The organism is Polaromonas sp. CT11-55 (assembly GCF_047303325.1).
Lineage (GTDB): Bacteria > Pseudomonadota > Gammaproteobacteria > Burkholderiales > Burkholderiaceae_C > Polaromonas.
In genome coordinates, this window is sequence record NZ_JBKBEX010000006.1 from 163,903 (window position 1) to 187,784 (window position 23,882).

The 23,882-nt window shown below is 68.0% G+C and carries 17 protein-coding genes and 1 pseudogene; 14 read left to right on the forward strand and 4 right to left on the reverse strand.

The genetic code is table 11. The features are described from left to right. Positions 1 to 85 precede the first annotated feature (85 nt). Together ACEN8I_RS08740 and ACEN8I_RS08745 are read left to right on the forward strand one after the other, a co-directional pair. Positions 86 to 583 (forward strand): (2Fe-2S)-binding protein, encoded by a 498-nt coding sequence (locus ACEN8I_RS08740; protein WP_413327955.1) that lies wholly within the window; start codon positions 86 to 88, stop codon positions 581 to 583. Next, the gene (locus tag ACEN8I_RS08745; protein WP_413327956.1) at positions 580 to 4,227 is read left to right on the forward strand and encodes a molybdopterin cofactor-binding domain-containing protein; all 3,648 of its coding nucleotides are present in this window, start codon (positions 580 to 582) and stop codon (positions 4,225 to 4,227) included. Before ACEN8I_RS08740 ends, ACEN8I_RS08745 begins: the two co-directional genes overlap by 4 nt. A gap of 55 nt (positions 4,228 to 4,282) precedes the next feature. Here ACEN8I_RS08745 and ACEN8I_RS08750 read toward each other — a convergent pair whose 3' ends face one another. Continuing rightward, positions 4,283 to 5,512 carry a CaiB/BaiF CoA transferase family protein gene (locus tag ACEN8I_RS08750; protein WP_413327957.1) on the reverse strand — a complete coding sequence of 410 codons (1,230 nt, stop codon included), beginning with the start codon at positions 5,510 to 5,512 and terminating at the stop codon, positions 4,283 to 4,285. A 136-nt stretch (positions 5,513 to 5,648) separates the two neighbouring features. Here ACEN8I_RS08750 and ACEN8I_RS08755 point away from each other — a divergent pair, with 136 nt between their 5' ends. Next, on the forward strand, positions 5,649 to 6,554 hold the full coding sequence (locus tag ACEN8I_RS08755) for a LysR substrate-binding domain-containing protein (RefSeq protein ID WP_413327959.1): 906 nt from the start codon (positions 5,649 to 5,651) through the stop codon (positions 6,552 to 6,554). Here ACEN8I_RS08755 and ACEN8I_RS08760 read toward each other — a convergent pair. Further along, positions 6,546 to 6,941: a RidA family protein gene (locus tag ACEN8I_RS08760; protein WP_413327960.1), complete on the reverse strand. Its 396-nt coding sequence runs from the start codon at positions 6,939 to 6,941 to the stop codon at positions 6,546 to 6,548. The two genes, ACEN8I_RS08755 and ACEN8I_RS08760, sit on opposite strands and share 9 nt — an antisense overlap. Positions 6,942 to 7,106: 165 nt before the next feature. On the opposite strand from ACEN8I_RS08760, the gene ACEN8I_RS08765 reads away from it, so the two are divergent. After that, positions 7,107 to 8,084 (forward strand): LysR family transcriptional regulator, encoded by a 978-nt coding sequence (locus ACEN8I_RS08765; protein WP_413327961.1) that lies wholly within the window; start codon positions 7,107 to 7,109, stop codon positions 8,082 to 8,084. 34 nt (positions 8,085 to 8,118) lie between these two features. Beyond that, positions 8,119 to 8,355: a hypothetical protein gene (locus ACEN8I_RS08770; RefSeq protein ID WP_413327963.1), complete on the forward strand. Its 237-nt coding sequence runs from the start codon at positions 8,119 to 8,121 to the stop codon at positions 8,353 to 8,355. Between the two features lie 16 nt (positions 8,356 to 8,371). Here the strand turns inward: ACEN8I_RS08770 and ACEN8I_RS08775 are convergent, their stop codons facing one another. Both ACEN8I_RS08775 and ACEN8I_RS08780 read right to left on the reverse strand, forming a co-directional pair. Then, a complete protein-coding gene (locus ACEN8I_RS08775) occupies positions 8,372 to 12,670 on the reverse strand; it encodes a DEAD/DEAH box helicase (protein WP_413327964.1) in 4,299 nt (1,432 codons plus the stop codon). A 100-nt stretch (positions 12,671 to 12,770) separates the two neighbouring features. Next, on the reverse strand, positions 12,771 to 13,778 hold the full coding sequence (locus ACEN8I_RS08780; protein WP_413327965.1) for a transporter: 1,008 nt from the start codon (positions 13,776 to 13,778) through the stop codon (positions 12,771 to 12,773). A 167-nt stretch (positions 13,779 to 13,945) separates the two neighbouring features. On the opposite strand from ACEN8I_RS08780, the gene ACEN8I_RS08785 reads away from it, so the two are divergent. From ACEN8I_RS08785 to paoC, 9 genes and pseudogenes are all read left to right on the forward strand, one after another. Then, positions 13,946 to 14,950 carry a LacI family DNA-binding transcriptional regulator gene (locus ACEN8I_RS08785; protein WP_413327966.1) on the forward strand — a complete coding sequence of 335 codons (1,005 nt, stop codon included), beginning with the start codon at positions 13,946 to 13,948 and terminating at the stop codon, positions 14,948 to 14,950. 36 nt (positions 14,951 to 14,986) lie between these two features. After that, entirely contained in the window at positions 14,987 to 16,000 is a 1,014-nt protein-coding gene (locus ACEN8I_RS08790) for an ABC transporter substrate-binding protein (protein ID WP_413327967.1), read from the forward strand. Positions 16,001 to 16,052: 52 nt separating this feature from the next. Next, positions 16,053 to 16,874 carry an ABC transporter permease gene (locus ACEN8I_RS08795; protein WP_413327968.1) on the forward strand — a complete coding sequence of 274 codons (822 nt, stop codon included), beginning with the start codon at positions 16,053 to 16,055 and terminating at the stop codon, positions 16,872 to 16,874. A gap of 4 nt (positions 16,875 to 16,878) precedes the next feature. Continuing rightward, positions 16,879 to 17,676, forward strand: coding sequence for an ABC transporter permease (locus tag ACEN8I_RS08800; RefSeq protein ID WP_413327969.1), 798 nt, complete (start codon positions 16,879 to 16,881; stop codon positions 17,674 to 17,676). Next, on the forward strand, positions 17,666 to 18,745 hold the full coding sequence (locus ACEN8I_RS08805) for an ABC transporter ATP-binding protein (RefSeq protein ID WP_413327970.1): 1,080 nt from the start codon (positions 17,666 to 17,668) through the stop codon (positions 18,743 to 18,745). The genes ACEN8I_RS08800 and ACEN8I_RS08805 overlap by 11 nt, the downstream gene beginning before the upstream one ends. Positions 18,746 to 18,756: 11 nt before the next feature. Beyond that, the gene (locus ACEN8I_RS08810; RefSeq protein WP_413327972.1) at positions 18,757 to 19,599 is read left to right on the forward strand and encodes a phosphodiesterase; all 843 of its coding nucleotides are present in this window, start codon (positions 18,757 to 18,759) and stop codon (positions 19,597 to 19,599) included. A gap of 400 nt (positions 19,600 to 19,999) precedes the next feature. After that, a pseudogene (gene paoA, locus ACEN8I_RS08815) lies at positions 20,000 to 20,599 on the forward strand (aldehyde dehydrogenase iron-sulfur subunit PaoA); the annotation flags it as partial. Continuing rightward, positions 20,596 to 21,552: an FAD binding domain-containing protein gene (locus ACEN8I_RS08820; protein WP_413327973.1), complete on the forward strand. Its 957-nt coding sequence runs from the start codon at positions 20,596 to 20,598 to the stop codon at positions 21,550 to 21,552. The pseudogene paoA and the gene ACEN8I_RS08820, both read left to right, overlap by 4 nt. Next, complete coding sequence (paoC, locus tag ACEN8I_RS08825) at positions 21,549 to 23,768, forward strand: aldehyde oxidoreductase molybdenum-binding subunit PaoC (protein ID WP_413327974.1); 2,220 nt, start codon at positions 21,549 to 21,551, stop codon at positions 23,766 to 23,768. The genes ACEN8I_RS08820 and paoC overlap by 4 nt, the downstream gene beginning before the upstream one ends. Positions 23,769 to 23,882: the final 114 nt, after the last annotated feature.

Consider the following 23,882-nt stretch of genomic DNA (forward strand, 5'->3'; position numbering starts at 1 on the left):
TCCGCGTGGAATACGGCCCCGGCAACCACAACGGCTCCAGCTTTGTGGAGCTTGAGATGTACACCGCGGCGGGCAGCCTGATCCGATGACATTGAATGCCGTCACACTGTCCGTCAACCGGGTGGCGCACACGCTGCCGCTGCCGGCCGGCACCTGCCTGCTGACGGTGCTGCGCAACGACCTGGAACTGAACAGCCCCAAATACGGCTGCGGCCTGGGGGAGTGCGGCGCCTGCACCGTGCTGGTGGACGGTGTTGCCGCGCGTGCCTGCGTGATCCCGGTGGGCGGCGTGGCCGGCCGCGAGATCACCACGCTGGAAGGCCTGGGCACGCCTGAGGCGCTGCACCCGGTCCAGCAGGCTTTCATCGAGGCGCAGGCCGCCCAATGCGGCTACTGCCTGAACGGCATGATCATGATGACGGTGGCGCTGCTCGCGCGCAACCCCTCGCCCAGCGAGGAGGAGATACGCCGCGAGCTGTCGGGCAACCTCTGCCGCTGCGGCACCCACCTGGAGATCATGCAGGCCGTGCTGCGCGCGGCCGAACTGACGCGGCAGAACATGGCCCAGGGGAAGGCGGCATGACGCGCCGCGCCGACACGCCGCGCACGCGCGCGGATTTCCACGCGGCCGCCGGCGTGCTGCTGGTGGGCCGCGAGCCGCCCCCGCCGCCGCCGCCTGCCAAGGGCCAGCCGGCGCTGGTCAGCGGCAACCCGCAGGAAGGCCTTGAAATCCTGGTCGCCGTCTGGGACGACGGCAGCGTGACGGCGCTCAACGGCCATGTGGACCTGGGCACCGGCATACGCACGGCGCTGGCCCAGATCGTGGCCGAAGAGCTGGACGTCGCGCTGGAGCAGGTCAACATGGTGCTGGGCGACACCACACGTGCGCCCAACCAGGGCGCGACCATCGCCAGCGCCTCCATCCAGGTACACGCCATTCCCTTGCGCACTGCCGCGGCCCAGGCGCGGGCCTGGCTGCTGGCGCGCGCCGCCGCCGTGCTGCAGGTGGATGCCTCGCTGCTGTCGGTGCGGGACGGGCGGGTGTCCGTCATCGGGCAGGAAAACCGCGCTGTGGACTACGGCGCTCTGGTGGCCCAGCAGCACACACAGCTTCTGCTCGCGCCTGACACGCCCGTCAAGGCGGCGGCCGACTACCGCGTCGTGGGCACCAGCACGCCGCGCGTCGACATCCCGGCCAAAGCCACCGGCGCGCTGACCTTTGTGCACGACATGCGCGTGCCCGGCATGCTGCACGGCCGCGTGGTGCGCCCGCCCTATGCCGGGGCCGACCACGGCGACTTCATCGGCAACACGCTGGAGTCGGTCGATGAGTCATCGATCGCGCACATCCCGGGCATACGCGCCGTGGTGGTGATACGCGATTTTGTCGGCGTGGTGGCCGAGCGCGAAGAGCAGGCCGAGCAGGCGCTGCGCGAGCTGCGCGTCCAGTGGAAATCCTGGCCCGGGCTGCCCAGGCTGGACGACCTCGAGCAGGCGATACGCAACAACCCGTCCACGAAGCGCAAGCTTGTCGACGAGGGCGACGTCGATGCCGCCATGGCGGGCGCGGCGCAGGCGCTGGCGCGCAACTATGTCTGGCCCTACCAGATGCACGGCTCCATAGGCCCTTCGTGCGCGGTGGCCGACTGGCGGGCGGAGCGCCTGACGGTCTGGGCCGGTACCCAGAACCCCCATGTGCTGCGCGCCGACCTCTCGCGCCTGACCGGCCTGGCCGATGTCGACATCGACGTGATCCGCATGGAGGCCGCCGGCTGCTACGGCCGCAACTGCGCCGATGACGTGGCGGCGGATGCGGCCCTGCTGTCGCGCGCCGTCGGCAGCCCGGTGCGCGTGCAGCTGACCCGCGAGCAGGAACACGCCTGGGAGCCCAAGGGCGCCGCGCAGCTCATGCAGGTCAACGGCGGGCTCAACGAAGACGGCTCGGTCGCCGCCTATGACTTCCAGACCTCCTACCCGTCCAACGGCGCGCCCACGCTGGCGCTGCTGCTGACGCGCACCGTGGAGCCGGTCGCGCAGGCCTTCGAGATGGGCGACCGCACCGCGCGCCCGCCCTACGACTACGGCAACCTGCGCGTGGCCGTCAACGACATGCCGCCCATGCTGCGCGCCTCCTGGCTGCGCGGGGTGTCGGCGCTGCCCAATTCCTTCGCGCACGAATCCTATATCGACGAACTCGCCACCGCCGCCGGCGTGGACCCGGTCGAGTTTCGCCTGCGCTACCTCAAGGAGCCGCGTGCCGCCGAGCTGGTGCGCGCCACGGCCGAGCGCGCCGGCTGGGTGGCGCACACAGGGCCGCAGCAAGGGCAGGCCGGCGAGGCGACAGACATCCTGCACGGGCAGGGCTTCGCTTATGCCCGCTATGTGCACAGCAAGTGGCCGGGCTTTGGCGCCGCCTGGGCCGCCTGGGTGGCCGATGTCGAGGTCAACCGCAAGACCGGCGAGGTGCATGTCAGGCGCGTGGTCGTCGGGCATGACGCCGGAACGCTGATCAACCCGGCCGGCGTGCAGCACCAGATCCACGGCAATGTGGTGCAGGCAACCAGCCGCGCCCTGACCGAGCAGGTCACGGTGGAGCCGCAAAAAAACACCGTTGTCGGCCTCGAGTGGGGCAGCTACCCCATCCTGAATTTCCGCGACGTGCCGGTGATCGAAGTGGTTACCATGGCGCGCCCCGGCGAGCCGCCGCTGGGCGCGGGCGAGTCTTCGTCGGTGCCGGGCACGGCGGCCATCGCCAATGCGATTTTTGATGCCACCGGTGTGCGCTTTCGCCAGCCGCCGTTCACGCCCGAGGTGGTGCGCGCCGCGCTCAACCCCGAGCCCGAAAGCCCACCGCCCGCCTTGTCCATGCCCAAGCGCCGGGCCGCGCGCATGCCAGAGGGTGCCACATGGCCTAAAGGATTGAGTGCATGGTCGCGCGCCGGCGCCTTGCTGGCGGGCGTGGTTGGCGTTGCATGGGCCTTGCTGGGCGGTCGGTCGGCGATCGCTCCGATGATGCCGGCGGCGCAGTCCGGCGCCTCCATCTACACCGCCGCGACGCTGGAGCGCGGCCGCCAGCTGGCGGCCGCCGGCGATTGCGTGGTCTGCCACACCGCGCCGGGCGGCATTCCCAATGCCGGCGGCCGGGCCATGGACACGCCCTTCGGCAAGATCATTACGACCAACCTCACGCCCGACGTCGAAACAGGCATAGGCAGTTGGTCCTTCAGCGCCTTCCAGCGCGCGATGCGCGAAGGCATTTCGCGCGACGGCCGTTACCTGTACCCGGCCTTTCCCTATAGCGCCTTCGCCAAGACCAGTGATGAAGACCTGACCGCGCTGTATGCCTACCTGATGGCGCAGCCTGCCGTGCGCTCCGCCACGCCCGCGACACGGCTGGACTTTCCTTTCAGCGTGCGCCCCCTGATGGCCGGCTGGAACGCGATGTTCCATGATCCCTCGCCTTACAGCGCCGACCCGCAGCGCAGCGCCGAATGGAACCGCGGCGCCTACCTTGTCAACGGCCTGGGGCATTGCGGCGCCTGCCATACGCCGCGCAACGCCCTGGGCGCCGAGCGCGGCGGCCAGGCTTTCCTGGGCGGCGCCATGGTCGACGGCTGGGAGGCGCCCGCGCTCACGGCGCTGTCGCGCGCGCCCGTGCCCTGGACGTCCTCAGAGCTCTACGCCTACCTGCGCCAGGGGTATGCACCGCAGCACGGCATTGCCGCCGGCCCCATGGCGCCCGTGGTGAAGGAACTGTCCGCGCTGCCCGATGAAGACATTCGCGCCATGGCCAGCTACCTGTCGTCTTTCAACGAAGCGCTGCCTGAGGCCGAAAGCGCCGAACGCGCGCGGCAGGCGGTGCTGTCCGCGCAGCAGTCCGCCACCAGCCTGCCCGGCCCCGGCCAGCGCCTGTTCAACGGCGCCTGCGCCTCCTGCCACCACGATGGCGACGGCCCCCGCCTGCTCGGCGTGAACGTACCGCTGGCGCTCAACAGCAATTTGCACAGCGCGCGGCCCGACAACCTGCTGCGCACAATTTTGCAAGGCATCAGCGCGCCCGCCGGCAAGGACATCGGCTTTATGCCGGCCTTCCGCCACAGCCTGGACGACACCCAGGTCGCGGCGCTGGCCAGTTATATGCGCAGCCGCTACGCGCCGGCCGAACCCGCCTGGCAAGACTTGCCCGCCACGGTCGCGCGCCTTCGCGCCGCGCCGGGCGAGCACTAGTGACTTGCGGCGCCACCGGCCAGCCACTGCGCCAGCACTTCCGCCGTGTGCTGGCTTAACAGACCCTATGGCTCGCGGCGCCACCGGCCAGCCACTGCGCCAGCACTTCGGCCGTGTGCTGGCCCAGCAGCGGTGGGGGCCTGTGGTAGCTGACGGGCGAGCCGGAAAGCCGTATGGGGTTGGCCACCAGCGGCACCTCGCCCGCCAGGGGATGGGGCAGCGCCATGCGCAGGCCGCGGGCTTGCACATGCGGGTCGGCAAACACCTCGTCGATGCGGTTGATGGGGCCGCAGGGCACACCGGCGGCTTCCAGCGCGGCGATCCAGTCCGCCGAGCTGCGCGCCACCGTGGCCTGCCTCAGCAAGGGCAGCAGCACGGCCCGGTGGGCCACGCGCTGCGCATTGCTCGCAAAGCGCGGGTCCTGGGCCCATTCGGCGTGGCCCGCGACGGCGCAGAAGCGGGCGAACTGTTCGTCGTTGCCGACCGCCAGGATGATGTCGCCGTCCGCGGTCGGGAAGTCCTGGTAGGGCACGATGTTGGGATGCGCATTGCCCATGCGGCGCGGCAACTGCCCGCCGGCCAGGTAGTTGGAGGCCTGGTTGGCCAGGCAGGCGATCTGCACGTCCAGCAGCGCCAGGTCGATGTGCTGGCCCAGGCCGGAGCGCTCGCGCTCCGCCAGCGCGGCCTGCACCGCCACCGTTGCGTACAGGCCGGTCATGATGTCCGTCAGCGCCACGCCGACTTTTTGCGGGCCGGCGCCCGGCTCGCCGTCCGCGCCGCCGGTCACGCTCATCAGGCCGCCCATGCCCTGGATCAGGAAGTCGTAGCCCGCGCGCGCCGCATAAGGCCCGGTCTGCCCGAAGCCGGTGATGGAGCAATACACCAGGCGCGGGTGGCCGTCCTTCAGGCTGGCGTAGTCCAGCCCGTAGCGCTTGAGGCCGCCCACCTTGAAGTTCTCCAGCAGCACGTCGGCCTGGCCGGCCAGCGCCCGCACCTGCGCCTGGCCTTCGGGCGTGGCGATGTCGATGGCGACCGAGCGCTTGTTGCGGTTGGCGCACAGAAAGTAGCTCGCCTCGCCGGTGTCCCGGCCCGAGGCGTCCTTGAGGTAAGGCGGCCCCCAGGCGCGGGTGTCGTCGCCGCCCTGCGGCTTTTCGACCTTGACGACGTCCGCGCCCAGGTCGGCCAGCAGTTGTCCGGCCCAGGGGCCGGCCAGCACGCGCGACAAGTCCAGCACGCGGATGCCGCTCAGCGGCGGTGGGCGCAGCGCGGAAGAAGGGGAAGCCATGAGTGGGAATCTCCAGCAAAGAAGCAGTCAATGGGAAAAGCTTAAAGGCGCAAGCCGCCCTTCACAAACGATGATTCGGCACCGGTGTGTGCCCAAAAAGAATTCCGAAACCTTGCCCGCAGGAAAGCCCACCCCCATGCGCCGAAAAATTCCTTCCACCACCGCACTCGCCCTGTTTGAATCCGCGGCACGCCACCAGAGCTTCACCCACGCGGCGCAGGAGCATTCGGTGACCCAGAGCGCCGTCTGCCGGCAGGTCGCGGGGCTGGAGGATTTCCTGGACGTCAAGCTCTTCAGGCGTACCAAACGCGGCGTGCTGCTGACGGACGCGGGCATGCACTACGCCCGCCGGGTGCGCGCGCGGCTGGACGATGTGGAGCGCGACACGCTGGAGATGATGGCCCGGGGCGGCACGGGCGGCGTGCTGGAACTGGGCGTGGTGCCTACCTTCGCGGCCAAGTGGCTGCTGCCCAGGCTGGGTAGCTTCCATCACCAGCACCCCGAGATCACGGTGCACCTGTCGTCCCGCACACGGCCTTTCCTGTTTGCCGAAACCACGCTGGACGCCGCCATCTGCGCCGGCGAGGCGGGCTGGCCCGGCACACAATCGTCCTTCCTGATGGACGAAAGCATGGTGGCCGTCGGCAGCCCGGCGCTGGTGACACCCAGGCGCGTGCTCAAGGCCGACGACGTAGCGGGCCTGCCGCTGCTGCAGATGAGCACACGGCCCTATGCCTGGCGCCAGTGGTTCGCGTCCCTGGGGCTCGAAGTTGCCGGCGACATGGCCGGCGCGCGCATGGAGCTTTTCTCGATGGCCGCGCAAGCGGCCATCCATGGGCAAGGCCTGGCGCTGATCCCGCGCTTCCTGATCGAAGACGACCTGGCGCAGGGCCGCCTGGTGCAACTGACCCGGCACGAGTTCCTGAGCGATCGCCGCTACTACCTGGTCTGCCCCGAACAGAAACTGGGCAACAGCATGCTGGCCTTGTTCAGGGCCTGGATAGAGGCCGAGGCCGCGAAGTACAGGGAATCATCAGGCTGACGGGAGTTTGGCAATCACCTTGATCTCGAACTGAAAGCCATAGAGCCAGGTCACGCCGACGGCCGTCAGCGTGGGATGGGGCGCCTCGCCCCAGTACTCGGGCACCACCTGCCAGATGGTCTCGAAGGTCGACTGCGGATCCACCATGAAGACGGTCACGTCCACCACGTCCTCAAAGCTGCTGCCCGCTGCTTTCAGGATGGCGTTCAGGTTGTTGAAGGCGAGGCGGACCTGCGTCTGCAGGTCGGGTTCGGGGGAGCCGTCCTCGCGGCTGCCGACCTGGCCCGATACAAACAGGAAACCGTTGGACTTCAGCGCCGGTGAATACCGGTTGCGGTCATAAAGTGCCCGGCGCCCGGGCGGAAAAACAACTTCACGTTGTGCCATTCATCTTTCTCCTTGCAAATAGGCCGAAGCCGGCCTGTGGTTGACGATGAAGACACTGTAGGGCGCAGTGCCTTCCCGATAAACAGGCAAGCCTGTCCATCACTGTTCGTAGAATCCAAACAATCACCCAGGCCGGGAATGCACGGGAAAGCACGGGAAGCACAGATGGACCGTTTCGACGCAATGCAGGCCTTCGCGCGCGTGGTGGAAGCGGGCAGCTTCACCAGGGCGGCAGAGACTTTGCACATGAGCAAGACCAGCGTGACCCAGCTGGTGCAGCAGCTCGAGGCGCGGCTGCGCGTGCGGTTGCTCAACCGCACCACACGCCAGGTCAAGCTCACGGCCGACGGCGCGGCCTATTACGAACGGGTGCTGCGCGTGCTGGCCGACGTGGATGATGCCGAGACCAGCCTGTCCGGCGCCTCGGCCTCGCCCCGGGGCCGGCTGCGGGTCGATGTGCCCAGCCCGCTGGCCCGAATGATCCTGGTGCCGGCCTTGCCGGACTTTCATGCGCGCTACCCCGAGATCCAGCTCGACATGGGCGTCAGCGACCGCGTGGTCGACGTGATAGGCGACAACGTGGACTGCGTGGTGCGCGGCGGCGAGCTCACCGACCAGTCGCTGGTGGCCCGCCGCGTGGCCGACCTGCAGCTCGGCGTGTATGCCGCGCCCGGTTACCTGGACCGCATCGGCACGCCCTCGCACCCGCGGGATCTGGAGGGAACGCAACACTACATCGTGGGCTTTCTGTGGGCGCGCACCGGCAAGGCCTTTCCCTATGCCATGCACCGCGGCGACGAAAGCCTCAAGGTGCAGGGCCGCCACCTGTTCGCTTTTGACGACGGCAACGCCTACCTCGCGGCCGGCCTGGCGGGCCTGGGCGTGCTCTGGCTGCCGGACTATATGGCCGGGGCGCATGTGGACAGCGGCGAGCTGGTGCCGCTGTTCCAGGACTGGCGCCTGGATCCCATGCCCCTCTACGTGGCCTTTCCGCCGAACCGCCATGTCAGCGCCAAACTGCGGGTGTTTATCGAATGGGTGGCCGGGCTGATGGCACAACACGCGCCTGTCGGCGGCCCGCGTGAGCGCAAGGAGCGGGCGACGCCGGCCCCACGCCCGCGCGGGTCGCGAAAGGCCTCCTAGCCCTGCCGACATTCAATTCAAGGAGTATTCAAAAATGGACATTCTTCGCGAAGCCCTGCTTTGCACGCGCGCGGGACGCTGGGAAGAGGCACACACCCTGGCGCAAAGCGATGAATCCCCGCTGGGCGCCTGGCTGCACGGCATCCTGCATATCCAGGAAGGCGATCTCGACAACGCCGCCTACTGGTACGGCCGGGCCAAGCGGGATTTCGGCGGGCGCGGCACCGTGGATGAAGAGCTGAAACGCTTCGAGGCCGCGCTGCCCAAATAGCCGCGGCGACCAGCGATCACGCGGGCTGGAACTGCCCCTGGCGGCGAATCAGCAGCCCCTTCATTTCCCACTGCAGCGCCGCATCGCCTTCCCGCAGGTAGCGGATTTCGCCGGCGCACTGGACGGCGACCGGCACGCCGGCTTCGAAGAGCAGGCGGTTGCCCGGCAGGCGCGCCACCTTGTCGCCCGGCGTCAAAATGCCGGCAAGGTTCAGCGGGTCGACGGCCGAGATCGCGACCCGCTCATTCCCCGGCTCCTTCGCGATGCGGCGCAGGGCCGTGGCGGCCTCGGGCAGCGCGAACTGTTCGCCCGAAAAGCCGCTGACAAACCGGCCGCCGCGCACCTCGCCGCGGGCCTCAAGCCGGCGCAGCACGTAAAACAGCTCGCGCCAGGGCGGCAGGCCTTCCTCGCGTTCCAGCAGCTTGCGGAACACCACGCCGTAGCGCCGCAGCAGCACGCGTGCGATGTGTTCCACATGCGGTTCGGCCAGCGCGCCCGGCGTGGGCTCAGGCGGCCGCGGCCGCCGCGTGAGCGACCAGCGGCCGGCCTCGTCCATCGGGTCCAGCGCGCCGCGCCGGCGGCGCAGCTTGTTGCGCTTGTCCTCGGGCATCACCAGGCTGCGCAGGCCGGCGAAGGAGTCGCAAGTGGCCAGGCCGTGCGCGACCAGCTCGGCCAGCGCCTGCTCGACCTGGGTGCCCAGCAGCCGGGCGTCGCGCTGCAGGTCGGCAAAAAAACTCGCGCCATGCGCGCGCAGCACGTCCAGCACCTGGCGCGCCGGGCCCGACAGCAAGGCGTCGTCGACCACCGCCGCGCCGGCCGCCTGCTGCCAGTGGGCCAGCGCCTCGCGCTCGCACAGCAGCACCGGCGTGCCGCGTATGGGCCCGGTCTTGCGGCCGGCCGCATCGCCGGCCTCGACAGGCCGCCACCAGGCCACACGGCCCATGGCGCAGAGCTTGTCCAGCATGGCGGGCAGGTAGCCTTTGACGCGCGCGGCCAGCAGCTCGTCCTCCCAGGCCCCGGCCGGCGCCGCAAACCCTTCGAGCTGGCGCAGCACGTCGGCCAGCCCGCCTTCGCCTTCGCGGCGTTCGTCGCCCTGGCCATCACCACCGGTATTGCCCAGCTGGTGCCAGCGGAACAGAAAGCGCATGAACTGCGCCGGCGGCACCGGCTGGAACTCGGCGCGCAGCTTTTCGCGCGTGTTGCGGTGCATGCGCGCGAGCAGACGCCGGTCGCACCATTCGTCGGCGCCGGCGGCGGTAAAGCCGCCGCGCATCACCGCGCCCTCGGCCTCGAGTTGCAGCAGGGCTGTCAGCGCGGCCTCGCCGCCCATTTCCAGCGGCGCGGCCAGCGCCTGCGCAGTCACGGGGCCCAGCAGGTCCAGGCGCCCTCGCAGGATTTCGCGCAGTGCGTCCTCGGCGGTGGGCCGCGCGGCCGAGGTCGGCGCGATGGCCGGCGACAACGGCGCATCGGGGAAGACAGCCTGGAACTCATGCAGGCGCTCGGCCGCGACATACAGCGCGCCGCCCGCCGGCAGGCCTAGGCGGCTGATGCGGCGCTGTTGCGAGAGTGCGGCTATGTAATCGGGAACATCGGGAAGGGGTGCTTCCGTGGCGCTGAGAAAACCGTGCACCACCAGCGCATCGTGCAGCTCGTCGGCGCTGCGGATGTCGGGCCAGGCGTCCTCGCGCACCTGCGCGATCACCTGCGGGTCCAGCTTGCCGATGTCGGCGGCCGTCTGCAGGTCCATCAGGGGCTTGGCGCTGACCGCCTTGGTGCGGCGCTCCTCGGCCGCGCCACCGTCCAGGAAGGCATAGGGCTTGGCGTTCAGGATGGCGTGCGCCAGCGGCGAGGGCGAGGCCAGGTCGCGCGTGCTGATGCGCACCTCGCCGGCTTCCATGCCGGCCAGCAACCGCACAAAGCCGTCGACGTCCATGGTCTCGTGCAGGCAGTCGTGCAGCGTTTGCGCCACCAGCGGGTGGTCGGGAATCTCGCGTTCGCCCACCAGGTTCTCCGCGCAGGCGAGCTGGTCGGGGAAGACCACCGTCAGCAGGTCCTCGGCGTCGGAGCGCTGGAACTGCGGCGGCACCTTGCGCCCGCCGTTCATGCGGCGCACCGCCAGCGAGGCGGTGGCGTTCCAGCGCCAGCGCGTGCCGAACATGGGCGCGTCCAGCAGCGCCTGCACCAGCACCTCGCGCGCGCTGGCCGATTTCAGGTAGTGCCGCACCTCCTCGAGCGCGAAACTGTGCGTGGGCCCCAGCGACAGCACGATGCTGTCTTCCAGCGCGCTGGCCTGCAGCTCGAAATTGAACTTGCGGCACATGCGCTTGCGCAGCGCCAGGCCCCAGGCCTTGTTGATGCGCGAGCCGTAGGGCGAGTGGATCACCAGGTGGGTGTCGCCCACCTCGTCGAAAAAGCGCTCAAACACAATATGCCGCCGGCTGGGCAGCACGCCCAGCGCGGCCTTGGAGGCGGCGAGGTAAAGCGCGAGCTGCTGCGCCGCGGCGGCGGGCAACTGCAATTCATCCCGCAGCCAGCGCTCGCAGGCCGGCACGCCATCCTCCAGCAGGGTGTTGGCGGTTTCGCAGAGGCGCGACACCGCTTCGCTGAGCTCATCGCTGCGGCCCAGGCTCTCGCCGAGCCAGAAAGGCATGGAGGGCGGCTGGCCCCTCGCGTCCTCGACCATGACCTTGCCGGTCTCCACCTTGGCGATGCGGTAGGACGCGTTGCCGAGCTGGAAGATGTCGCCCGGCAGGCTTTCAAAGGCGAAGTCCTCATTGAGCGTTCCCACGCGGTGGCCGTCGGGCAGCAGCACCACCTCGTAGTCGAACTGGTCGGGGATCACGCCCGCGTTGGTGACGGCAGCCAGGCGCGCGCCGCGGCGCGCCCGCAGCATGCGGTTGACCGCGTCGTAATGCAGGTAGGCGCCGCGCCGGCCGCGGCGCGTGCTGTAGCCGTCGGCCAGCATCTGCACCACCTGCTCGAACTCGCGCAGCGAAAGGTTGCGGTAGGGATGGGCGCGGCACAGGCAGCTGTACAAGGCATCGAGCGGCCATTCGCGGCAGCCGGTTTCGGCGACGATGTGCTGCGCCAGCGCGTCCAGCGGTTTTTCCGGCACGTGGATGCGGTCCAGTTCGCCGCGCTCCACCGCGGCCAGCAAGGCGCTGCATTCGAGCAAATCGTCCAGCGCCAGCGGAAACAGCCGCCCCTTGAGGATGGCGCCTATGGCATGGCCGGCGCGGCCCACGCGCTGCAGCAAGGCATTGATCGCGCGCGGCGAGCCGATCTGGCACACCAGGTCTATGTCGCCGATGTCGATGCCGAGCTCCAGCGAACTGGTGGCCACCAGCGCCTTGAGCTCGCCCTGCTTGAGCCGTTGCTCCGCGTTCAGGCGATGCTCGCGCGCCAGGCTGCCGTGGTGGGCGGTGACGTGCTCCTCGCCCAGCCGCTCGGCCAGGTGGCGCGCCACGCGCTCCGCGACGCGGCGCTGGTTGACAAAAATCAGCGTCGTGCGGTGCTGCGCCACCAGCTCGGTGAGCCGGTCGTAAAGTTCGTCCCAGACCTCGATAGGCATCACCGCGGTCAGCGGCGAGCGCGGCATTTCTATCGCGAGGTCGCGCTCGCGCACATGGCCGGTGTCTATGATTGCTACCGCTTCATCGCGGTTGCCTATGAGGAAGCGCGCCATTTCGTCCAGCGGCTTCACGGTGGCCGACAGGCCTATGCGCACCGGCGGCTTGTCGCACAGCGCCTCCAGCCGTTCCAGCGACAGCATCAAATGCGAGCCGCGCTTGACGCCGGCCACCGCGTGCAGCTCGTCGACGATCACGCTTTTCACCGACTTGAGCATCGCGCGGCCCGAGTCGGAACTCAGCAGGATGTACAGCGACTCCGGCGTGGTCACCAGGATGTGCGGCGGCGCGCGGCGCATGCGCTCGCGTTCGGCCGGCGGCGTGTCGCCCGTGCGCACGACGGCGCGTATGCCGAGGTCGGGCAGACCCATCGCGGCCAGCCCGGCCTGTATGCCGGCCAGGGGCTCCTCGAGGTTCTTGCGGATGTCGTTGGACAGCGCCTTGAGCGGTGACACGTAAAGCACGTGCACCTCGTCCGAAAGCCCGGTGTCCAGGCCCTCGCGCACCAGCTCGTCAATTGCCGACAGAAAAGCCGCGAGCGTCTTGCCCGAGCCCGTGGGCGCCGCGATCAGCGCATGGCGGCGCTGCGAGGTCACCGCCCATGCCTGGGCCTGCACCTCGGTGGCGCGGCCGAACCGGCCTGCTAGCCAGACGGAAACAGCCGGGTGGAAGGGGAGCTGGGACACCCCTGTATTTTCGGGGTTTTCGGGCCGGCGCGGGGCCGGATTTGGCAGAGCCCCGTAGTGGAAAAGGGCTACGGCACGAGGGGGCTTATTACGAGGGGGCTTATTGCTTCTGCCGGTAAACGTACCAGGCCGCAAAGGCGGTGAACACGCCGATGATCGCCACGATCACCATAAAGCCATGCGGGTGCTGTGACAGGGGAATGCCGCCCACATTCATGCCCAGCAGGCCGGCCACGATGTTGATGGGCAGGGCCAGCACCGTCACCATGGTCAGGGTAAAGACACTGCGGTTGGTTTCTTCGCTGACCTGGGCGGCGATTTCTTCCTGCAGCAGCTTGATGCGCTCCTTGAGCTCCGACAGGTCGCGTATGGTCAGCGAAAACTCCTCGGTGGCCTGGCGCAGTTCCTCAAGGTCACCTTCGCTGACCCAGGGCGGCGGCAGGCGCAGCAAACGGAAGAGGGCGCCCGGCTCCGGCGCCAGCAGGCGCTGCAGCCGCACCAGCACGCGGCGCAGCTTGCCCAGGTCGGCGCGGCGGTTGTGCAGCCGGCCCACCAGGAATTTGTCTTCCACCACGTCGACCTGCACTGTCGCATCGCGCACGATGCGCACCAGCACGTCGCCCTGCTCGCGCAGCAAATGGTTGAGGAAGGACACCGAAGACGCCAGCGGCTTCTTGCCGTTCTTCACCGCGTCGCGCAGCCGGTCAATCGACCTCAGCGGATGCGAGCGCGCGCTCAGCGCCATGTGCGGCCCCACGTTGAGCCACAGGCTGGCCATCTCGGCCGGGTCGAAAGCGAATTCGTAAGCCACGTCGTTGACCACGGCGATCAAGGTGTCGTGGGCGTCCTCGATGCGCGTGGAGCGCGAGCCCTCGTGCAGCGCCTCAAAAAACTCCGGCACCGGGTTCAGGTGCTTGCGTATGCTGGCCTCGGCCGCCGCGTCGCTGAGGTTGAAGTGCAGCCAGACGAAATCCGATTTGCCCTTGGGCGCATCGTTCTTGAGCCAGGCCGCCGCCTCCATGAGGTCCACAGGCACGCCGGGCGCGCCGTTTTCAAAGCGGTAGCCGCAGAGCAGGCCGGTCTTGTCGGCGCCGTAAGTGATGTCCATTCAGGGAGGGGGAACTTGGGTCAGGTTCAGAAAGAGGTCCCACAGTGTGTAGCCCCTTCATGACGGTTCGGTGACAGTCCCGACATGAGTCCGGGCCTGTCCGGCTTCATGTCATAAGGCGGTCATTTTTGGCGGCTCCAATGTAAACGATTACATGAGGAGCGCGGGTGAGCATTCAGGCAGTGGCGGAACAGGCGGGGGTCTCGGTGGCAACGGTGTCGCGGGTGTTCAACTCGCCCGGCAAAGTCAGCCCCGAAACCCGTGCGCTGGTCGAGAAGGCCGCGCGCGAACGCGGCTACCTGCCCAATGCCAGTGCGCGCTCCCTGCGCACCCAGCGCAGCCGCGTGCTCGGTGTGGTGCTGCCCACCTTGCTCAACCCGGTGTTCGCCGAATGCCTGGAAGGCATCGCGCGTTCGGCCACGCGCGCCGGCTACGCCATCCTGCCGCTGACCACCAACTACCGGCTTGAAGAGGAAGAACAAGCCGTCAACCTGCTGCTGGCCGGCAGCGTCGACGCCATGATCCTGGTGGTGTCCAGCCCGGAGACTTCCGTGGCCCTGCAGCGGCTGGGCGTCGCGCAACTGCCTTATGTGCTGGCCTACAACCGCCACCCCGCTCATCCCTGCGTGTCGGTGGACAGCGAGCAGGCGGTCGCGGCGCTGGTGGCGCGGCTCGCGGCCATGGGCCACAGCCGCATCGCCATGGTCAGCGGCCAGCTCAGCGCCTCCGACCGCGCCCAGCAGCGCCGCCGCGGTTTTCTGCAAGGCATGGCGGCGGCCGGGCTGGCAGACCCGCAGGTGCTGGAAGTGCCTTTTGTGGAAACCGCCGTCAGCGACATCACGGCCCTGCTGCTGCGCGAGCCGCTGCCCAGCGCGCTGGTCTGCTCCAACGATTTGCTGGCCATACGCAGCCTGCGCGCGGCGCACCTGGCCGGGCTCTCGGTGCCGCGCGACCTGAGCGTGGTCGGTTTTGACGGCATCGCGCTCGGTGAAGACCTGCGGCCCATGCTGAGCACCATCACCCAGCCCAATGCCGACATAGGCCGCTGCAGCGTCGAGCTGCTGGTGCAGGCGCTGGCCGGCGGCGCCGCCCTGACGCCAGCCAGCAGCCTTTCGCTGGCCCATGGTTTTCGCGAAGGCGAATCCTGCGCCGCGCCCTCAGTCAATTCCTAGTCCCCTCACTTTCACTTCATCCACAACGGAGCTCCCATGAAAACATCTTTGCAACGACTCGCCCACGCCGCCGTGCTGGCCCTTGGCCTGGCCGCCGGCACCAATGCCCTGGCCCAGACTGCCATCTGCTACAACTGCCCGCCCGAATGGGCCGACTGGGGGACGCAGCTCAAGGCCATCAAGGCCAAGACCGGCGTCACCGTGCCGCCCGACAACAAGAACTCCGGCCAGTCGCTCGCGCAGATGATTGCCGAAAAAGCCAACCCGGTGGCCGACGTGACCTACCTGGGCGTGACCTTCGCCATCCAGGCGCAGAAGGACGGCGTGGTCGGCACTTACAAGCCCGCCGCCTGGAACGAGATTCCCGACGGCCTCAAGGACCCGCAAGGCCACTGGTTCACCATCCACTCGGGCACCCTGGGCTTTATGGTCAACGTCGACGCACTCAAGGGCAAGCCCGTGCCGCGTTCCTGGGCCGACCTGCTCAAGCCCGAGTACAAAGGCCTGGTCGGCTACCTGGACCCGGCCTCGGCCTTTGTCGGTTATGTGGGCGCTGTCGCCGTCAACCAGGCGCGCGGCGGCACGCTGGACAACTTCACGCCCGGCATCGAGTACTTCAAGGCGCTGCAGAAAAATGAGCCTATCGTTCCCAAGCAGACCTCGTATGCGCGCATGCTGTCCGGTGAAATCGCCATCCTGCTTGACTACGACTTCAACGCCTACCGCGCCAAGTACAAGGACAAGGCCAACGTCGAGTTTGTGATCCCGGCCGAAGGCACCATCGTTGTCCCCTACGTCATGAGCCTGGTGGCCAAGGCGCCCAATGCCGACAACGGCAAGAAGGTGCTGGACTTTGTGCTGTCCGACGAAGGCCAGGCCATCTGGGCCAATGCCTACCTGCGTCCGGTGCGTGCCAGCGCGATCTCGAAAGAAGCCCAGTCGCGCTTCCTGCCGGCCAGCGAATACGCGCGTGCCAAAAGCGTGGACTACGCCCGCATGGCCGCCGTGCAAAAAGGCTTTTCCGACCGCTACCTGAAAGAAGCCCAGTAAAAGAAGCTTGGTAAAAGAAGCCCAGTAAACCAGCCTGGTATTGAGAGCACCCATGAGTTCTTCCACCTTCGCGCCCCCGCGCCTGCTGCTGGCCTGCGCGGCGCCGGCAGTTGCTTTCTTCGCGGCCTTCTGGCTCTTGCCGGCAGTGCAGCTGCTGGCCTTGCCCGGCAAGCTGGGGTGGGGGACTTATTTTGTGGTGCTCACGAACACCCGTTACCTGCAAAGCCTGTTGCAAACCCTGGGCCTGTCGCTGGCAGTGACGCTGGCCACCCTGGTGCTGGGCGGCCTGGTGGGCATCACGCTGGCAAGGGCGCGTTTCGCGGGGCGCAAGCTGCTGCTCTCGCTGCTGGCCTTGCCGCTGTCCTTCCCGGGCGTCATCATCGGTTTCTTCATCATCCTGCTGGGCGGGCGCCAGGGCCTGGTGGCCGACCTTGCCGATGTGCTGGGACTGGGTCGCGTCACCTTTGCCTACGGCCTGGCCGGGCTGTTTTTCGGTTACCTGTATTTTTCGCTGCCGCGCGCCATTGTGAGTTACACGGCCGCGGCCGCCGCCATGGACTTCCCGCTCGAAGAAGCCGCGCGTTCGCTGGGCGCCTCGCGCTGGCGCGTGGTGCGCGACGTCTGGCTGCCCGAGCTTGCGCCCACCACCCTGGCCTGCGGCGCGATTGTGTTCGCCACCGCCATGGGCGCCTTCGGCACGGCCTTCACCTTGGCCAGCAAGTTCGAGGTGCTGCCCATCACGATTTACAGCGAGTTCACCAACTACGCCAACTTCGCGCTGGCCGCCAGCCTGTCCATCATGCTGGGCCTGATCACCTGGCTGGTGCTGTTTCTCTCGCGCCGTGCCGCCGGCCCGGCCGCGGCGGGGGCTTGATGCCATGAAAACGCCTCGCCAGGTTTCCCTGCCGCTTGTGCTGCTGACGGCGCTGGTCGCCGTGTTCATGGTCGCGCCCATCGTGCTCTCGGTGCTCGCGGGGCTGGTCAACAACTACAGCGCCGGCCTTAAAAGCGGGCTCACGCTGCGCTGGCTCGCTGAAGTGTGGGAGCTTTACGGCGGCACCGTCGCCGCCTCGCTACTGCTGGCCTTGCTGTGCGTGCTGGGCAACCTGCTGATCGGCATTCCCTGCGCCTATGCGCTGGCGCGCAGCCGTTCGCGCATGGCCAGGGTGTTTGAAGAGCTGCTCACGCTTCCGGTGGCCGTGCCCGGCCTGGCCACCGCGCTGGCGCTGATCCTGGCCTATGGGCAGATCAGCGGCTTCCGGCAAAGTTATGGTTTCGTGCTGGTGGGCCACATGGTGTTCACCTTGCCCTTTATGGTGCGCACCGTGTCCTCGGCCTTCCAGCGGCCCGAGCTGTATGCGCTCGAAGAGGCCGCGCGCACGCTGGGCGCTGGCTTCGCGCAGCGCTTTATGGGTGTGCTGCTGCCTGCCGTGCTGCCCGCCATCGTGGCCGGCTGCCTGATGGTGTTCACGCTCTCGGTCGGCGAGTTCAACCTCACCTGGATGCTGCACACGCCGCTCACGCGCACCTTGCCCGTGGGCCTGGCCGACAGCTATGCCTCCATGCGGCTGGAAATCGGCTCCGCCTACACCCTCGTCTTTCTCCTTGTCATCCTCCCCGTGCTGTGGGGCCTGCAGGCCGCCGGCACCTTGATTGAAAAACACCATGGACGTTGAACGCACACGCGTGGACATCACCCGCGTAGATATTTTCCACTGCGCCAAAACCTATGCCGACGGCACGCGCGGCCTGCAGCCCACCTCGCTCTCGGTAGAGCCCGGCGAAGTGCTGGCCCTGCTGGGCCCTTCGGGCTGCGGCAAGACCACACTGCTGCGCCTTATCGCCGGGCTCGAAGTGCCCGACGCCGGAAGCCGCATCACATTCGGCGACACCGAGGTCACCCACCTGCCGGTGGAGCGGCGCGGCATAGGCATGGTGTTCCAGCATTACGCGCTGTTCCCGCAGATGAGCGTCGAAGCCAACATCGCCTACGGCCTGCGCGTGCGCGGTGTGGACGAAGCCGAAAAGCGCCGCGTGGTCGGCGAACTCATAGACCTGGTGCGCCTGAACGGCCTTGAGAAAAAACGCCCGGCCGAACTCTCGGGCGGCCAGCGCCAGCGCGTGGCCCTGGCCCGCGCCGTGGCCGTGCGCCCGCGCGTGCTGCTGCTTGACGAACCGCTCACCGCGCTCGACGCCAAGCTCAAGGAATCGGTGCGCGACGAACTCGCCGAACTATTGCGGCGCCTGCACATCACCGCCATCCACGTCACCCACGACCAGCAGGAAGCGCTGGCGATTGCCGACAGGCTGGCCGTGATGCAGGCCGGCCGCATTGTGCAGGTCGGCCGCGGCGAGGCGTTGTACCGCACGCCTGAACATCCTTTTGTCGCGAGCTTCCTGGGCCGCGTCAATCGGCTGGCGCGCGACGAGGCCGCGCGCGCCGCCCATGTCGTCAGGCTGGGCGATATGGACATTGCCTGCCCGCCCGCCTGGCAGGCGCAGGACAGCGTGCTGGTGCGGCCCGAAGACATCGAGGTCGGCGAGGTCGCCGCTGGCTGGGGCGATGCCGTGGTGTCGCAGCGCGTCTTCCTCGGCGACCGCATCCAGCTCAAGCTCTTGCTGGCCGACCAGACCTGCGTCAATGCCGAAGTCGGGCGCGACCACCCGGCCTGCGTGGGCGACGCCGTCGGCATACGCATACAGCCGCATCACCTCATGCCCGGCAGCGAACTGGCTGTTGCATAACTCACATCCTTATGACCACCTCACTGCTGCAACTTTCAGACCTGCATATCCGCGAACCGGGTCGCCTGGCCTACGGCCGCATCAACACCGCGCCCTACCTCGCGCGGGCCGTCGCCTCCGTCCTCGCGCTGCCGCAACAGCCCGATGCGGTTGTCATCACCGGCGACCTCACCGACTTCGGCCGCGCGGCCGAGTACGCCCACCTGCGTGAGCTGCTCGCGCCCCTGACCATGCCGGTCTACCTGATGCCCGGCAACCACGACGAGCGCGCGCAGCTGCGCTTGAGTTTTCCCGACCACACCTACCTCGGAAGTGATGGAGGTGATGGAAGTGATGGCTTCGTGCAATACAGCGTCGCCATAGGTGGACTGCAGCTGATCGCGCTGGACACCGTGGTGCCAGGCGCCAGCGAAGGCAGCCTGTGCGAGCAAAGGCTAGCCTGGCTGGCGCGCGAGCTCGAAGCGCATCGCGGCCGGCCCGTGGTCATCGCCATGCACCACCCGCCCTTTGAGACCCTGATAGGCCATATGGACGACATAGGCCTGCTCAGCGGTGCGGCCGAACTTGAAGCGCTGGTCAGCCGCTACCCGAATGTCGAGCGCATCCTCTGCGGCCATTTGCACCGCGCCATCCAGGTGCGCTTTGGCGGCACTGTCGCGGCGACTGTGCCTTCACCGGCTCACCAGGTGCGGCTGGACCTCGCGCCCGACGCGGCCTCAGCCTGGATGCTGGAGCCGCCTGGCTTTGGCCTGCATGTGCTGCCGCGCGGCGGGCGGTTGGTGAGCCACACGGTGGCGAGTGGAAGCTACGAAGGGCCGTTTCCTTTTCACGAAGGCTCGGTGTTGATTGACTAGTGCGGGGAGAGTTATCCGCAGATTTCGCAGATTTCCGCAGATTCATACAGATAAGGACCATCATGGCGCAAGGCCGCGCGCCCGGCGTATGGCGACAAAAAGAAGTCCTAGGTTTCTTTTCTTCAATCTGCGTAAATCTGCGAAATCTGTGGATAAAAATTAATCCGCGGATTGCACAGATAAAAGCAGCTTTGAAGCAGTGACGTCGCCGCGCCCCTTGCTTCTTGTATCTCTCGATTGCTGGATTGCAATCCTTCTTACCCCATTCGCTGTTGAGTCAATAGTGCTACAGGCCCAAGGCAGGCGCCCACGGCCGTCCCCGCCGCCGTCCTACGGCGCGGCTTATCGTCAACACGGATGCTGGGGCTTTGACTTGCTGCTTTAATCAGACAGGTGCGCCGCGGGCGCCGCATCCGCGGCCGCCGGTTCACTCCCCAAGAAAGCCATGGCAATGACTGAATCCTCTCCCAGCTCCGCCGGCGCCGTGCCCACGGCCCGCGTCACGCTCGACGTGAACGGCCAGGCGCACACGCTGAACCTGGACACCCGCACCACGCTGCTCGACACCCTGCGTGAACACCTGCACCTGACCGGCACCAAAAAAGGCTGCGACCACGGCCAGTGCGGCGCCTGCACCGTGCTGCTGGACGGCGAACGCATCAATGCCTGCCTCACGCTGGCCGTGATGCACGAGGGCGCGAAAGTCACCACCATAGAAGGCCTGGGCACGCCGCACAGCCTGCACCCCATGCAGGCCGCATTCGTCAAACACGACGGCTACCAGTGCGGCTACTGCACGCCGGGGCAAATCTGCTCGGCCGTCGGCATGCTCGATGAAATGCGCCGCGGCATTCCCAGCCACGTCAGCGCCGACCTCAACACCCGGCCCCTGCTGTCGCCCGATGAGCTGCGCGAACGCATGAGCGGCAACCTCTGCCGCTGCGGCGCCTATTCCAATATCGTCGAGGCCATCACCGAAGTTGCAGGGAGGGCGGCATGAAACCCTTCACCTATGAGCGCGCCCGCAGCCCGGCCGAGGCCGCGGCCGCCGTCATGCGCCACCCCGGCGCCAAATTCATCGCGGGCGGCACCAACCTGCTGGACTTGATGAAGCTGCAGATCGAGGCGCCCACGCACCTGGTCGACGTCAACGGCCTGGCGCTCGACAAGGTGGAAGCCACGCCCGAGGGCGGCCTGCGCATAGGCGCGCTGGTACGCAACACCGCGCTGGCCGCCGACGAACGCGTGCGGCGCGACTACGGCGTGCTGTCGCGCGCCCTGCTGGCCGGGGCTTCGGCCCAGCTGCGCAACAAGGCCACCACCGCCGGCAACCTGCTGCAGCGCACGCGCTGCCCGTATTTTTACGACACCGACCAGGCCTGCAACAAGCGCCAGCCCGGCAGCGGCTGCAGCGCCATCGGCGGCCACACGCGCCAGCACGCCGTCATAGGCGCCAGCCAGGCCTGCATCGCCACCCACCCCAGCGACATGGCCGTGGCCATGCGTGTGCTCGACGCCACGGTGGAAACCGTCAAGCCCGACGGCGCCAGGCGCGTCATCCCGATTGCCGACTTCCACCGCCTGCCCGGCGACACGCCGAACGTGGAGACCGCGCTGCAGCCCGGCGAGCTCATCACCTCGGTCAGCCTGCCCAAGCCGACGGGCGGCACCCACATCTACCGCAAGGTGCGCGACCGCGCGTCTTATGCCTTCGCGCTGGTCTCGGTGGCCGCCGTGGTGCAACGCGACGGCACGGGCCGCGTCGCCCTGGGCGGCGTGGCGCACAAACCCTGGCGCGACGATGCCGCCGATGCCGCCTTGCCGCAGGGCGCAAAAGCCGCTGCGGCGCGCCTGCTCGCCGGCGCCCAGCCCACGCATGACAACGCCTTCAAACTGCCGCTGGTGGAGCGCACCCTCGCCGCCGTGCTGGCCCAGGCCAGGAGCGCCGCATGAAATTCGACACCCCCGCCACCCGCAACCCGATAGACCAGCTCAAGGTCATAGGCAAACCCACGGACCGCATCGACGGCCCGCTCAAGACCAGCGGCGCCGCGCCCTATGCCTATGAGCGCCATGACGTCGTGAAGGACCCGGCCTATGGCTACATCGTCGGCGCCGGCATCGCCAAGGGCCGCATCGCTTCCATGGACCTGGACGCCGCGCGCGCCGCGCCCGGCGTGCTGGCCGTCGTCACCGCGCGCAACGCCGGCAAGCTCGGCAAGGGCAAGTTCAACACCGCCAAACTGTTGGGCGGGCCCGAGATAGACCACTACCACCAGGCGCTCGCGCTCGTGGTGGCCAATACCTTTGAACAGGCGCGCGCCGCCGCGCAGCTGGTGCGCATCGAATACGAACGCACGCCGGGCAAGTTCGACCTCGCCGCGCAAAAAGAAACCGCGCCGCTGGCCAAGCCTTCCGACTTCGCCGGGCCGTCCGAGACCAAGGTCGGCGACTTCCCGGGTGCCTTCGCCGCCGCGCCCGTGCAGCTGGACGCCAGCTACAGCACACCCGACCAGTCGCACGCCATGATGGAGCCGCACGCCACCACCGCCGCCTGGCAGGGCGACAAGCTCACGCTCTGGACGGCCAACCAGATGATCGACTGGAGCGTGGGCGACATGGCCGCCACGCTGGGCATACCGAAAGCCAATGTGCGCCTGGTCTCGCCCTTTATCGGCGGCGGTTTCGGCGGCAAGCTCTGGGTGCGCGCCGATGCGCTGCTGGCCGCCCTGGGCGCGCGCGCGGCGGGGCGGCCCGTCAAGGTCGCGCTGCAGCGCCCGCTGATGATCAACAACACCACACACCGGCCGGCCACCCTGCAGCGCATACGCCTGGGCGCGGGCCGCGACGGCAAGATCACCGCCGTAGGCCATGAATGCTGGTCCGGCGACCTGCCCGAAGGCCAGCCCGAAACCTCGGCCAACCAGACCCGTTTGCTGTATGCCGGCGCGAACCGCTTCACCGCCACACGCCTGGCCGTGCTCGACTTGCCCGAAGGCAACGCCATGCGCGCGCCTGGCGAGGCGCCCGGTTTGATGGCCCTGGAAATCGCCATGGACGAGATGGCCGAAAAACTCGGCCTGGACCCGATCGAGTTCCGCGCGCTCAACGACACCCAGGTTGACCCGGAGCAAGCCGGGCGGCCTTTCTCGCAGCGCCGGCTTGTTGAATGCCTGCGCCTGGGCGCCGAACAATTCGGCTGGAACCGGCGCAAGGCCCAGCCCGCCCAAGTGCGCGACGGCCGGTGGCTGGTCGGCATGGGCGTGGCCGCGGCCTTTCGCAACAACCTGCTCATGAAGTCCGCCGCGCGCGTGCGGCTCGACAAGAATGGCGTGGTCACGGTGGAAACCGACATGACCGACATAGGCACGGGCACTTACACCATCATCGCGCAGACCGCCGCTGAAGTCATGGGCGTGCCCCTCAACAAAGTGCTGGTGCGCCTGGGCGATTCGGACTTCCCCGTCTCCTGCGGCTCAGGCGGGCAGTGGGGCGCCAACAGCTCCACCTCCGGTGTTTACGCGGCCTGCATGAAGCTGCGCGAAACCATTGCCACCCGCGCCGGCTTCACGCCGCTCGAGGCGATTTTTGAAGACGGCATGGTCCGCGTCGCCGACCGCGCCGTGCCGCTCGCCCAAGTCGCCCAAGCGGCCGGCGACAGCGGCCTGGTCGCCGAAGACTTCATGGAATACGGCGACCTGGGCAATAAGTACCAGCAATCCACCTTCGGCGCGCATTTCGTCGAAGTCGGCGTCGACGCCGCCACCGGCGAGATCCGCGTGCGCCGCATGCTAGCCGTCTGCGCCGCGGGCCGCATCCTGAACCCCAAGGCCGCGCGCAGCCAGGTCATAGGCGCCATGACCATGGGCGTGGGCGCGGCACTCATGGAAGAACTCGCGGTCGACAAGCGCCACGGCTTTTTTGTGAACCACGACCTCGCAGGCTATGAGGTGCCGGTGCATGCCGACATCCCGCACCAAGATGTGATCTTTCTTGATGAAACCGATCCGGTTTCTTCGCCTATGAAGGCTAAAGGGGTTGGCGAGCTTGGGATTTGTGGGATTGCTGCTGCGGTTGCGAATGCGGTTTATAACGCGACAGGGGTGAGGGTGAGGGACTATCCCATCACGCTTGACAAGTTGTTGGAGCGATTGCCAAACGTGGTTTGAATTGTTTTTGCTCCGGCGGTGTGCTCCCCTCTGACTCCTGCTGGCCGGGGGTAGCCCGGCAGCTACTCACTTTTCTTTTGCTTCGCCAAAAGAAAAGTAAGCAAAAGAAAAGGC